10 protein-coding genes are annotated in these 12433 nt (G+C 68.9%); 7 read left to right on the forward strand and 3 right to left on the reverse strand.

Annotation, left to right across the window (positions count from 1 at the left end):
• Positions 1 to 85: 85 nt before the first annotated feature.
• The gene (gene rpsB / locus ABD017_RS12705) at positions 86 to 934 is read right to left on the reverse strand and encodes a 30S ribosomal protein S2 (protein WP_343883156.1); all 849 of its coding nucleotides are present in this window, start codon (positions 932 to 934) and stop codon (positions 86 to 88) included.
• A gap of 311 nt (positions 935 to 1245) precedes the next feature.
• Between rpsB and map the strand changes: the two genes are divergently transcribed.
• From map to dapE, 7 genes are all read left to right on the forward strand, one after another.
• Positions 1246 to 2010, forward strand: coding sequence for a type I methionyl aminopeptidase (map, locus tag ABD017_RS12710; protein WP_343883157.1), 765 nt, complete (start codon positions 1246 to 1248; stop codon positions 2008 to 2010).
• 175 nt (positions 2011 to 2185) lie between these two features.
• On the forward strand, positions 2186 to 4828 hold the full coding sequence (gene glnD, locus ABD017_RS12715; RefSeq protein WP_343883158.1) for a [protein-PII] uridylyltransferase: 2643 nt from the start codon (positions 2186 to 2188) through the stop codon (positions 4826 to 4828).
• Positions 4829 to 4913: 85 nt separating this feature from the next.
• Complete coding sequence (dapD, locus tag ABD017_RS12720) at positions 4914 to 5738, forward strand: 2,3,4,5-tetrahydropyridine-2,6-dicarboxylate N-succinyltransferase (RefSeq protein ID WP_343883159.1); 825 nt, start codon at positions 4914 to 4916, stop codon at positions 5736 to 5738.
• A gap of 107 nt (positions 5739 to 5845) precedes the next feature.
• Positions 5846 to 6205, forward strand: a complete 360-nt coding sequence (locus ABD017_RS12725; RefSeq protein ID WP_343883160.1) for an arsenate reductase — start codon at positions 5846 to 5848, stop codon at positions 6203 to 6205.
• 10 nt (positions 6206 to 6215) lie between these two features.
• A complete protein-coding gene (locus ABD017_RS12730) occupies positions 6216 to 6713 on the forward strand; it encodes a DUF2165 family protein (RefSeq protein WP_343883161.1) in 498 nt (165 codons plus the stop codon).
• 15 nt (positions 6714 to 6728) lie between these two features.
• Positions 6729 to 7793, forward strand: a complete 1065-nt coding sequence (locus ABD017_RS12735) for a VIT1/CCC1 transporter family protein (protein WP_343883162.1) — start codon at positions 6729 to 6731, stop codon at positions 7791 to 7793.
• A gap of 65 nt (positions 7794 to 7858) precedes the next feature.
• Positions 7859 to 8995, forward strand: coding sequence for a succinyl-diaminopimelate desuccinylase (gene dapE / locus ABD017_RS12740; protein ID WP_343883163.1), 1137 nt, complete (start codon positions 7859 to 7861; stop codon positions 8993 to 8995).
• A gap of 156 nt (positions 8996 to 9151) precedes the next feature.
• Here the strand turns inward: dapE and ABD017_RS12745 are convergent, their stop codons facing one another.
• Positions 9152 to 11554 (reverse strand): penicillin acylase family protein, encoded by a 2403-nt coding sequence (locus ABD017_RS12745; protein ID WP_343883164.1) that lies wholly within the window; start codon positions 11552 to 11554, stop codon positions 9152 to 9154.
• On the reverse strand, positions 11554 to 12288 hold the full coding sequence (locus tag ABD017_RS12750; protein WP_343883761.1) for a phosphodiester glycosidase family protein: 735 nt from the start codon (positions 12286 to 12288) through the stop codon (positions 11554 to 11556). The genes ABD017_RS12745 and ABD017_RS12750 overlap by 1 nt, the downstream gene beginning before the upstream one ends.
• Positions 12289 to 12433: the final 145 nt, after the last annotated feature.

Below are 12433 nucleotides of genomic sequence, written 5' to 3' on the forward strand. Positions count from 1 at the left end.
TGCTTGAAAGCGCCGGGGCACGCGGCCCCGGCGCGGTTATCGCGTGCGGCGAAGGCAACGGCGGCAGGAGCCGCCGCTGTCGCGCTTACCTGGCGGCGGGAGCGCCGTCGCGCGAGCCACGGCCGCCATCGCGGCGCGGGGCGGACTTGCGCGGGGCGGCGTCGCGGCGCGGGCGGTCGACCTTGGCGACCGGATTGCCTTCCTCGTCCAGCTCGACGAAGTCGTTGCCGTCGCCCTGGGCGGCGGACGGCGCGGCGGCCTTGCCTTCCAGGATCGAGTCGGCAGCGGCGCGGGCGTACAGCTGGATCGCGCGGATGGCGTCGTCGTTGCCCGGGATGGCGTAGTCGACCAGGTCCGGGTTGTAGTTGGTGTCGACCACGGCGATCACCGGGATGCCCAGCTTCTTGGCTTCCTGCACGGCGATGTCTTCGTGGCCGATGTCGATCACGAACAGCGCGTCGGGCAGGCGGTTCATGTCCTTGATGCCGCCCAGCGAGGCCTGCAGCTTCTCGCGCTCACGGCGACGGGCCAGCACTTCGTGCTTGACCAGCTTGTCGAACGAACCGTCGGTCTCGGCCGCTTCCAGCTCCTTCAGGCGCGACACGGACTGCTTCACGGTGCGGAAGTTGGTCAGCATGCCGCCGAGCCAGCGCGAGGTGACGAACGGCATGCCGGCGCGCGCGGCCTCTTCGGCCAACGGCTCACGGGCCGAACGCTTGGTGCCGACGAACAGGATGGTGCCGCGCTTCTGCGCCAGGCCCGACAGGAAGTTCATCGCGTCGGTGAACAGCGGCAGGGTCTTTTCGAGGTTGATGATGTGGATCTTGCCGCGGGCGCCGAAGATGTACGGCGCCATCTTGGGGTTCCAGTAGCGGGTCTGGTGACCGAAATGGACGCCCGCCTCGAGCATCTGGCGCATGGTGACTTGTGCCATGGGGTATGACTCCGATTGTCGGTTCCCGTGGAGGGAACCTGGGGTTGGGACCTCCACGCATCCCCGGCTTCGACCGCGACCGCCCGGTTTGTTGGTGGGCGAGGCGCGGCACCCCGAAGACGGTGCCGATGCGTGTGTGGCGTTGGTTTGGGTGTTGTACCGCGGGGGGTTACAATCCCGGCTCGCTTTGCGCCGGGCGGCTGCCAAAACAGCCGCGTCAGATCAGCAAAACTCCGAAATTGTAGCCGGTGCGCCGGCCGAGCGGCAAGTCACCGGGTTCCGGGCGCTGCCGCCATAGAAAAGTGGAAGCCATGGCCATCACCCTGAAATCCCCCCAAGACCTCGAAGGCATGCGTGTCGCCGGCAAGCTGGCCGCCGAGGTGCTGGCCATGCTGGTCGAACACGTCAAGCCGGGCGTCACCACCGAGGAGCTGGACCGGCGCGCCTACGAGCACATCGTCAACGTGCAGAAGGCGATCCCCGCCAACGTGGGCTATCACGGCTTCCCCAAGACGCTGTGCACCTCGGTCAACCATGTGATCTGCCATGGCATTCCGAACGAGGGCAAGGTGCTCAAGGACGGCGACATCGTCAATCTCGACGTCACCGTGATCAAGGACGGCTGGCACGGCGACACCAGCCGCATGTACATCGCCGGCACGCCGTCGGTGCTGGCCAAACGGCTGGTCGACACCTCGTTCGAGGCGATGATGCGCGGCATTCGCGCGGTGCGTCCGGGCGCCACCCTGGGCGACGTGGGGCACGCCATCCAGCAGCACGCGGAGGCGGCCGGCTTCAGCGTGGTCAGGGAGTACTGCGGCCACGGCATCGGCAAGATCTACCACGACGAGCCGCAGGTACTGCACTACGGCAAGCCCGGCACCGGCGTGGAGCTGAAGAAGGGCATGACCTTCACCGTCGAGCCGATGATCAATGCCGGCAAGCCGCAGACCCGCCAGCTGCCCGACGGCTGGACCGTGGTGACCAAGGACCACTCCCTGTCGGCGCAGTGGGAACACACCATTGCGGTGACCGACGACGGCTTCGAGATCCTCACGCCCTGGCCGGATGCCTGAAGAGCCGGGATTCGGGATTCGGGATTCGGACGAGCAGGTGGTGGCGGCGTGCCCTTGCCGGTGCCTGAAGCGGCAGTGAGCGGAGACGGGTGAGCAGAGGGTCGGATGCGCGGCGCCGGGACATGGCAGACTGCCACTCTCGCTTCTCTCCTCTTCACTCACTCCTCGCTCCCGCATGGCCATCAACCCCCCAGTGCTTCCCCCCTTGCCGCGGCTGCCCGTGGCGGTGCCGCGTTCGGGTGTTTCCAGCGATGCGCGTCGTGCCCTGAGGCAATTGCTGGGCGATGTGGATCGCGGGCTGACGGTGGCCTTTCGCGACGGCGCCGATGCCAGCGTGCTGGCGCGCCGGCGCAGCGAATCGGTGGATCGCATGGTGGCCCACGTGTGGACGGCTTGCCTGGGCGAGGTCGACAACGCGGCGCTGTTCGCGGTGGGTGGCTACGGGCGCGGGCTGCTGTTTCCGTATTCGGACGTGGATCTGCTGGCACTGGTCGACGCCCCCGAGCCGGCGCGGTTGCGCGCGCTCGAGCAGTTCTTTGCCACGCTGTGGGACATCGGCCTGAAAGTGGGCCACGCCGTGCGCGAGCTGGCGCATTGCCGCGAGCTGGCATCGAGCGACGCCACCGTGTTCACCAGCCTGCTGGATGCGCGCCGGCTGGTGGGCGACCCCGCTTTCGACGCGACGCTGCGCGCGATCATCGACGATCCGCAGTTGTGGCCGCCGGCCGACTACCTGGCCGCGCGCCTGGCCGAGCGCGATGCCCGCCACGCGCGCTACGACGACACCGCCTACAACCTGGAGCCCAACATCAAGGACGGCCCCGGCGGCCTGCGCACGCTCGATTCGCTGCGCTGGCTGGGACGCCGGCTGGCCCATGCGGGCGGGTTCGAGGACATGCAGATCGAAGGCCTGCTCGATCCGGCCGAGCGCACCAGTCTGTGCGAGGCGGAGTCCACGCTGCGCCGCTACCGCTATGCGCTGCACCTGGAGGCGGGGCGTCCCGAGGAGCGCCTGCTGTTCGACTACCAGCGCGCGCTGGCCGCGCGGCTGGGCTTCGAGGACGAGCACGAGAAGAACCTGGGCGTGGAGCAGTTCATGCAGGGCTATTACCGCGCGGCCAGCCAGGTGGAACGGCTGGGCGTGCAGGTGGCCGAGCGTTTCGTCGAGATGCTTGAGCCGCCTGGCGACGAGGAGCCCGTCGGTACGGACTTCGTGCGCTACGGCCGGCGGCTGGCGGCGCGCGATCCCGAGCTGTTCATGCGTCGGCCGGCAGCCCTGGTCGAGATTTTCATCGCGCGGCTGGACGTGCCCGGCGTGGTCGGTTTCAGCGCCGACAGCATGCGCCGCATCCACCAGGCCACCGCCGTGCACGAGGCGATGCTGGCCACCGACCCCGACGCGCTGGCGGCGTTCCTGCGCCTGCTGCGCCGAGGCGCGCCAGCGGTGGATGCGCTGTGGCGAATGAACCGGCACGGCCTGTTGGCGGCGATCCTGCCTGCGTTCGGCAAGGTCTTCGGCCGCATGCAGTACGACCTGTTCCACGTTTACACGGTCGACGAGCACACGCTGCGCGTACTGCGCAACATGGCGCGCTTTGCCGACCCCGCCGCGAAACGCGATTTCGCATTGGGCTGCGAGATCTGGGCCGACATGCCCAAGCCCGAGATCCTGCTGCTGTCCGCGCTGCTGCACGACATTGCCAAGGGCCGCGGCGGCGATCATTCGGTACTGGGCGAGGAGGAGGCACGCGCCTTCTGCACCCGGTTGGAGCTGTCGCGCGGCGATGTCGAGCGCGTGGCCTGGCTGGTGCGCTGGCACCTGCTGATGAGCACCACCGCGCAGCGGCAGGACATCACCGATCCGGAGGTGGTGCAGCGCTTTGCCGAAAAGGTGGAGAACCGCGAACGGCTGGGCCAGCTGTACCTGCTCACCGTGGCCGACGTGATCGGCACCAGTCCGCGCCTATGGAATGCCTGGAAGGATCGCCTGCTGGCCGACCTCTACCACGCCACTCGCTACGCCCTGAGCCGCGACGTGGACCTGCCGCGCGATGCCGGCGAGCGCGTGCAGGAATGCGCGGAATACGCGCTGGCGCTGCTGATGGACCAGGGCGTGGCCGAGGCCGACGTGGAGCGCGTCTGGGCGGATTTTCCGCAGCTCAGCTTCCTGCGCCATCGGCCCGAGCAGATCGCCTGGCAGACAACGGCCATCCTGCGCGCCGGTGGCGCCGTGCCGCTGGTCGCCGTGCACCCGATGTCGGTGCGCGGCAGCACCGAGCTGTTCGTCTGCACGCCCGATCGCGATGGCCTGTTCGCCACCGTCACCGCGATGCTCGACCGGCTGCGTTTCTCGGTGATGGAAGCGCGCATCCTCAGCTCGCCTAAGGGCATGGCGATGGACACGTTCCTGTTGCTGGAATCGGACAGCCAGCAACCGGCCAGCGCCGCGCGCGCCGACGAACTGCAGCAACGCCTGCAGCGGGCGCTGGCGCAGTCGACCGGCGTGCAGCCGGGCAAACGGACCATGTCGCGGCACCAGCGGCACTTCCAGACCGCGCCCAAGATCAGCTTCGACGACGCCGGCGACCGCACCCAGCTGGCGCTGGTCGGCACCGACCGCCCCGGCCTGCTGGCGGCGGTGGCGCAGGTGATCCTGGAGGCCGGCGCGCGCGTGCACGATGCACGCATCGCCACCTTCGGCGAGCGGGTCGAGGATTTCTTCCTGCTAAGCGATCGCCACAACGCACCGCTGGACCAGGCCCTGCGCGACCGCCTGCTGCACGCACTGCTGGAGCGCATCGGGCCGTCCAAGGACTGAGTTCCTGTAACCTTGGCGGTCCGTTTGCGCGGCCGTGGACAGGCCGCGCGTTCAGCCATCCAGATACGCGAGCGAACCCCAGCCCATGCAAGCCATCGAAACCCTGATCAACGACGCGTTCGAGCGTCGCAATGAACTGACCGCCACCGAGATCGAAAACCAGTTGCGCCCCGCCGTGGAGCAGGTCATCGACCTGCTCGAATCGGGCGAGCGCCGCGTGGCCGAGCCCGATGGCCAGGGCGGCTGGACAGTGAACCAGTGGCTCAAGAAGGCGGTGCTGCTGTATTTCCGCCTCAACGGCAACCACGTCGTCGACGGCGGCGCGGCGCAGGCGTTCGACAAGGTGCCGCTGCGTTTTGCCCACGGCAACGATGCCGAGCTGCAGAACCTGGGTGCGCGCGTGGTGCCCGGTGCGCTGGTGCGCCGCGGCGCCCACATCGCCAGGGATGCGGTGCTGATGCCCAGCTACGTCAACATCGGTGCCCATGTGGGCGCCGGCACCATGGTCGATACCTGGGCCACGGTGGGTTCGTGCGCGCAGATCGGCGCAGGCGTTCACCTGTCCGGCGGCGTGGGCATCGGCGGCGTGCTGGAACCGCTGCAGGCCGGCCCCACCATCATCGAGGACAACTGCTTCATTGGCGCGCGTTCGGAAGTGGTCGAAGGCGTGGTGGTGGAGAAGGGCAGCGTGATTGGCATGGGCGTGTTCCTGGGCCAGTCCACCCGCATCTACAACCGCGCCAGCGGCGAAACCAGCTACGGCCGCGTGCCCGCCGGCAGCGTGGTGGTGGCCGGCAACCTGCCCGCGAAGGACGGCAGCCACAGCCTGTACGCCGCCATCATCGTGAAGCAGGTGGACGAGAAAACCCGCAGCAAGACCGGCATCAACGAGCTGCTGCGCGCGCTGTAGCAAAATTCTCCGGGGACGGGTGGGAGCGACTTCAGTCGCGATGCTTCTACTCTGAAACCTCCGAGGCAAGAGCATCGCGGCTGAAGCCGCTCCTACAGGAATTGCGCGTGACCGAACCGACGCTTTACGGCCTCCCCAACTGCGATACCTGCAAGAAGGCCCGCAACTGGCTGGGCCGCTTTGATGTGGCCCACGACTTCATCGACTACCGCGCCAACCCGGTGCCGGCGGCCACGTTGAAAGACTGGGCGGCGCAGCTCGGCGGCTGGGAGAAGCTGGTCAACAAATCGTCCACCACCTGGCGCAACCTGCTGCCGCAGCGCAAGAACCCCGGCAGCGACCCGGAGTGGACGCTGCTCTTGAAGGAATACCCCGCGCTGATCCGCCGCCCCGTGGTCGTGCAGCCCGATGGCAGCGTGAGCGTGGGCTTCAGCGACAACGGCTTCAAGAAGCTGTTCACCCGCTGAGGAGCGCGGCATGCCGATACGCCTGTCCCGAATCCTGCTGATGCTGGCGATCACGTTGTGGCTGGCCCTGGTCGCGTTCGGCAACATCACCGACTACGGCAGCAATTTGGCTTTCGTGCAGCACGTGCTGGCGATGGACACCATCTTTCCCGACGCCCGCATCCACTATCGCGCCATCCACGCGCCCTGGCTGCAGCAGTCGGCCTACCTGCTGATCATCGCCTTCGAGATACTGGCGGCCGTGCTTTGCGGCGTCGGCAGCTGGCGGCTGTGGCGTGCGCGAACGTCTTCCGCGGCGGCATTCCATCGTGCCAAGCGCGTGGCGGTGCTGGGTCTGGGCGCGGGCGTGCTGCTGTGGCTGGGCGGGTTCATGGCGATCGGCGGCGAATGGTTCGGCATGTGGATGTCCAGCCAGTGGAACGGACTGGAAAGCGCCTTCCGGTTCGTCGTCGTGCTGCTGCTGGCCCTGGTCTACCTGGGCCAGCGCGATGACGAACTGGATCGCTGAATCCCCGATGCCGACATGAGCAATCATCGCGCGCGCCGTTTCCGCAACAACCTGCGCATCGAGCGCGACAACGCCGCGCTGTACGGGCGGCTGGCCGACCTGGCCGCCGACGCGCGGCTGGCCCAGGCCTATCGCCGCATCGCCGCCGGCGAAACCCGCAATGCGGCGTTCTGGGAGGCGCGTCTGCGCGAACTGGGCGAGCACGTGCCGTCGCCACGCATCGGGCTGCGCGTGCGCGCGTTGAGCGCGTTCGCGCGGCACTTCGGCACCGGCTTCGTGATGCCCACGGTGGTGCGCCTGGAGCACGCCGACCACGGCGCCACGCCGGTGGATCGCAACGGCCATCGCGACCATTTCAGCTTGCCGGGCGGCCCCGGTGCGCATGGCCGCCGCGACCGTCCGCAAAGCGGCAATACCTTGCGCGCCGCCGTGCTGGGCGCCAACGACGGGCTGGTGTCCAACGTCAGCCTGGTGATGGGCATGGCCGGCGCGGCGGCCGGTGATCGCGCCGTGCTGCTGGCCGGCCTGGCCGGCCTGGTGGCTGGCGCCTGTTCGATGGCGCTGGGCGAGTGGCTTTCCGTCAACAGCTCGCGCGAGTTCTACCAGGCGCAGATCACCGAGCGCGCCGAGCGCTTGGCGGTGTCGCCCGAAGACGGCCAGCGGCATATCGCAGGCCTCTACCGCGAGAAGGGGCTGGACCCGGCGGCTGCGGACCATCTGGCCGGCCACGTCACCGAAACCCCGCGCGCGGCGCTGGACATGCTGGTGCGCGAGGACCTGGGCATCGATCCGGGCGAACTGGGCGGCTCGGCCTGGGGGGCGGCCATTTCCTCGTTCTGCCTGTTCGCCTGCGGCGCACTGTTTCCGGTGGCGCCGTACTTTTTCCTGGGCGGTCGCCCCGCGTTGCTGGCCAGCGTGGGTTCCACCGCTGCCGGCCTGGCGCTGATCGGCATCGGCACCTCGCTGTTCACCGGGCGCAGCATGCTGTTCTCGATCGCCCGCCAGTTCGCGATCACCACCGCTGCCGCGGCGGTCACCTTTGCGGTGGGCCATGTGCTGGGCGTGATGGTGGCCGGCTGAGCAACCTCGCGTCGCCTGCTTGATATGCTGCGCGTTCCTATTTTTCGCCGCCTTAGCGAGAGCGCATGTCCGCCGTCTTCGATCTCACCTGCGATTTGATCCGCCGCCGCTCGGTCACGCCCGACGACGCCGGTTGCCTGCCGTTGATTGCCGGGCGCCTCGAGCGCGTGGGATTCCGTATCGAGCACCTGCGCTACGGCGACGTCGACAACCTGTGGGCCACCCACGGCGACGCCGGTCCCACGCTGGCGTTCCTCGGCCACACCGACGTGGTGCCCAGCGGGCCGGAGGCGTCCTGGCAGAGTCCGCCATTCGAACCGTCGATTCGGGATGGACGTCTATACGGCCGCGGCGCCGCCGACATGAAGGGCTCGGTGGCGGCGATGGTGGTGGCGCTGGAGCAGTTCGTGGCGGCGCATCCGAATCATCGCGGCCGGGTTGGGCTGCTGCTGACCAGCGACGAGGAAGGCGTGGCGATCGACGGCGTGCGCAAGGTGGCCGATCGCTTCCGCGAGACCGGCGAGAAGATCGACTGGTGCGTGGTGGGCGAGCCTTCGGCGAGGGAAAAGCTGGGCGACCTGATCCGCGTCGGCCGTCGTGGCTCGCTGTCGGCCACGCTCGCCGTGCGCGGCGTGCAGGGCCATGTGGCCTACCCGGAGAAGGCGCTGAACCCGATCCACGCTTTTGCGCCTGCATTGGCCGAGCTGGCGGCCGAGCGCTGGGACGAGGGCAACGCGGATTTCCCGCCCACCTCGATGCAGGTATCCAACCTCAACGCCGGCACCGGCGCCAACAACGTCATCCCCGGCACGCTCACCGCACTGTTCAACTTCCGCTACAGCACGGCCAGCCGCGCCGACGACCTGCGCGCGCGCAGCGAGGCGATCCTGCATCGGCACGGCGTGGATTTCCACATCGACTGGCATCTCTCCGGCGAGCCGTTCCTCACCCTGCCAGGCGGCCTGCTGCGCGAGACCGTGGTGGCGGTGTGCCGCGATCTCTGCGGCCTCGACCCGGAGCAGAGCACTGGCGGCGGTACATCGGACGGCCGTTTCATCGCGCCACTGGGCGCCGAGGTGGTGGAGCTCGGCCCCGTCAACGCCACCATCCATAAGACCGACGAATGCGTGGCGCTGGACGAGCTGGAACAGTTGCCGGCGTTGTATCAGGCCATCTGCGAGCGCCTGCTGCCCAGCGCGTAGGAGCTTTTGACGGGAATCAGGAATCGGGATCTTGTGGGAGCGACTTTTGTAGGAGCGACTTCAGTCGCGATGCTCTTTGCTGGAATCCCGGAGCAAAAGCATCGCGACTGAAGTCGCTCCCACACGAACGGACGGTCGTCGCCATGGCGGGTTGTTTCAAGCTTCCGGCTCCAGCGTCAGCTCATGTTGCGCAGGTCCCGGCAAAAGCGGGGTGGGGCGGCCGTTGGCCCAATCGTCGTGGCCGGCGCCATAGAACGGTGACAGTGGGTGGTCGCTCTGGCCGCCGGGCATCTGCAGGATGCCGTGGGCTTCGTGGCCGGGCGCCACGTCCAGCCGCTCGGAGGCGCCGAACGCGGGGGCGGCCACGCGCGGCATGTTGCTGTCGCCGGGCTGCGGTTGCGAGGGCATGTCGAGGTAGCGGCCCAGCCACGCCGGCAGCGCGGCCGACAATGGATGGTCGATCCGGCTGCGGTTGTGTTCGCCCCATGATCGGGCGGCGAGGCCGCCGGGTTGCTTGCCCAGCTCGGTTGCCACGCGCTTGGCGCTGGCTACCAGCAGGGCGTGCCAGTCGGCGTAGGTGCGGTCCAGCAGGTAGGGCGGCTGCGTGTGCACCAGGGCCCAGACCGCGGCTTCCGCGCTGTTTTCGCCGGGCCAGCTGAAATCGGGATGCTGTTGCGCCACGCGGGCGGCAAACGGCGCCAGCACGGCCTGGGTCACCTCGGTTCGGAACGCGCGCACCAGCCGGTAATCGACGCTGCCGACGGAAGCGTGGCCGTGCCAGTGCGCGGTGAGGTCGCGCAGCTGGCGCAGGTCGGGGTCGTCGCTGTCGGCAAGCGTGTTCTGCAGCAATCCCTGCCAGCGGCTGAGAAAGACCGCGCGGTCGTCGAGCTGGATGTCCAGCAGGCTGCCCGGCGTGAAGCCGGTGCGCGCATGCAGGTCGTCTCGGATCTGCTGCGCGCGGGCGCCCAGGTCGTGGCCGCCGTTGCCGAGCAGGGCCAGTGCCTCGCCGTCGACGGTGCGGTTGTTGGCGGTCCACAGCCGGCCACCGGCGGGGTCTTCGATGCGCGGATATTGCGTGGGGGCGGCCCAGCCTTGCCAGCCGATGCCGGGTTTTGCACCGTCCACGGGCATGGCGGGATCGCCTTCGCCGCGCAGCGGTACGCCATTGCCGGCGATGCTCCAGCCGATGTGCCCGGCGCTGTCGGCCACCAGGATGTTCTGCACGGGGATACCGAACGTCGGCGCCAGGTCCAGCGCCGCGTGCGTGTCCGGCGCGCGTTCCATCTGCATCAGCGCCAGGTTGTAGTTGCGCGGCTGGCGGCCGGTCCATTGCAGCGCCAGCGGCGTGCCGTCGGCATCAAGGGCCATGATCGGTCCCCAGCGCGTGTCCTCGACGGTGAGCAGCGTATCGGGCTGGCCTTTCACCTGGATGTGTTCGACATGGCGCTCGATGGCGGCCCAACCGCCGGGCACCTTGTAGCGGCTGGCATCGTGCGGGTCGCGCTGCACGCGCACCCAGTCCAGCCAGTCGCCGTAGCTGTTGGTGAAGCCCCAGGCAACCTGGCCGTTGGAGCCGACCACGACGGCCGGCGTGCCCGGCAGGCTCACGCCGTTGACGTCGCGCTGGCCACCCGGTGCGCCGGGGTCGGGGTAACGCAGGCGAACGCGAAACCAGATGTTGGGCACGCGCAGGCGCAGGTGCATGTCGTTGGCCAGCAGCGCCGCGCCATTGCTGGTGAGCGCGCCGGCGACGGCGAAGCTGTTGCTGCCGGGGCGCGAGACCTGAAGCGCGGGTGCCAGCGCGGCGGTCAGGTCGGCGGCTTTGGCGGGCGCCAGCTGGCGCAGGTCGAACACGCCCGCGCCGGGAATCACCGGCGAACGCGACAACCGCCCGCGCAGCGGCGCCTCCCAGTCAGGGTCGGGTGACAGCAGGAAATCCACCAGGGCGCCGGGCAACACCGCGCGCATCTGCGCGATGTGCCGTTCGCGCGCGTTGAGGCCGTCGCCGTTGAGGTCCAGGTACATGGCGGCGATCAGCAGCAGGCTGTCCGGCGAGCGCCACGGTTGCGGCTTGCTGCCCAGCAGCAGGTATTCCCACGGTTTCACATGCAGGTCGGCGAGGCCCGCATTGACGCCGTCGCGGTAGCGGTCGAGTTGCTGCTTCTGGTCCTGCGGCAACCGGGCATAAGCGGCATTGGCTACTGCACGCAGGCGATGGCGCCGGTGGTTGAGGTCGGCCGGCAGCGCCGCCGGCCCGACCAGCGCCGACAATTCACCGGCGGGCATGCGGCGCATCAGGTCCATCTCGAAGAAGCGCTCCTGCGCGTGCACGTAGCCCAGGGCGTAGCTGAGGTCGTCACGGCTCTTGCCGGTGAGCGTCACCGTGCCGCGTGCGTCGCGTTGCACGCTTACCGCGGCCTGCAATCCGTCCAGCTGCAGCGAACCATCCAGCCGCGCGCGGCTGCCGGCGAGCAGCCACCACAACGCGACGCCGGCGATCATCAGCAGGGCCAGCAACGTGAGTGCCAGCCAACGCCACCACTTGCGCCGTCGCGCCATCACGGCGTCGCGAACACGGCAAAGATGCCGGCGTATGGCTTGACCATGAAGGCCGGCGCGCCGGCGTAGCCTTCCTCGTCCACGTACAGCTGCGAGATGCTGCCGTCCAGGTAGAGCGCGTCGCGGCAGCCGAGCTTGTCGCGGAACAGCCGTCCAAACGTATGGAAGTTGACCGGCGCTTCGCTGACCGCAAACACCACCTCGTGCGGGCTGGGCGCGCAGACGCCGCTGCGCCATTTCAGGCTGGCCGAGTCACCCACGAATTGCGGGTTGAGCTTGCCGTCGATCAGCAGCATCGGACCGGACTGGCTGGCCCACTGCACGGGTTTGCCATCCGCCTTGAAATCGGCGCTGGTGCGCACGGCGGCGTGGCCGTCGGGGTACACCGCGAACACGCCGTTGGGCAGCAGCGAGAAGTTGCCCGCGACCGGGTTGCCGTGGGCCAGGTTCAGCGGTACCAGCGTCTTGCCGTCTTCCACGTACAGGCCCAGCGGGGCGAATTGCTTGTCGTAGATGCCCGCGTTGGCGGCAAACAGCAGGCGCTGGCCGCGCGCCTCGCCCCAGCGCCGCAGCGCGTCGATGCTGCCGAACGGCTGGCCGCTGGCCGGCTCGCGCCAATGCAGGGTGAGGGCGTGGCGGCGCAGGTCCAGTCGCACCACGCGATAGTTCTGGCCCTCGAAAGCGACCTCGTCGCTGGTCACCGCCCGCGCCCGCGCGCTGCAGCCGGCAAGCATGGCCAGGACGAGAAACACGATGAGCACGACGGGCGCGCAACGCGGGCCGCACGTGCGTGGATGGGGCGGAAAACGGAAAGACGGCATCCCCCGATGGTCGCCGCCCCGGCTGTCTCCATGCAAGCCCGCCCTTGCCTCGTGCGGC

This window comes from Rhodanobacter caeni (assembly GCF_039523575.1).
In the GTDB taxonomy this organism is placed as follows: Bacteria; Pseudomonadota; Gammaproteobacteria; order Xanthomonadales; family Rhodanobacteraceae; genus Rhodanobacter; species Rhodanobacter caeni.

What these genes read in the sequence shown, in the direction of transcription:
- rpsB (WP_343883156.1), bottom strand. Translation starts at nt 934, where the DNA reads ATGGCACAAGTCACCATGCGCCAGATGCTCGAGGCGGGCGTCCATTTC.
- map (WP_343883157.1), top strand. Translation starts at nt 1,246, where the DNA reads ATGGCCATCACCCTGAAATCCCCCCAAGACCTCGAAGGCATGCGTGTC.
- glnD (WP_343883158.1), top strand. Translation starts at nt 2,186, where the DNA reads ATGGCCATCAACCCCCCAGTGCTTCCCCCCTTGCCGCGGCTGCCCGTG.
- dapD (WP_343883159.1), top strand. Translation starts at nt 4,914, where the DNA reads ATGCAAGCCATCGAAACCCTGATCAACGACGCGTTCGAGCGTCGCAAT.
- ABD017_RS12730 (WP_343883161.1), top strand. Translation starts at nt 6,216, where the DNA reads ATGCCGATACGCCTGTCCCGAATCCTGCTGATGCTGGCGATCACGTTG.
- ABD017_RS12735 (WP_343883162.1), top strand. Translation starts at nt 6,729, where the DNA reads ATGAGCAATCATCGCGCGCGCCGTTTCCGCAACAACCTGCGCATCGAG.
- dapE (WP_343883163.1), top strand. Translation starts at nt 7,859, where the DNA reads ATGTCCGCCGTCTTCGATCTCACCTGCGATTTGATCCGCCGCCGCTCG.
- ABD017_RS12745 (WP_343883164.1), bottom strand. Translation starts at nt 11,554, where the DNA reads ATGGCGCGACGGCGCAAGTGGTGGCGTTGGCTGGCACTCACGTTGCTG.
- ABD017_RS12750 (WP_343883761.1), bottom strand. Translation starts at nt 12,288, where the DNA reads ATGCTTGCCGGCTGCAGCGCGCGGGCGCGGGCGGTGACCAGCGACGAG.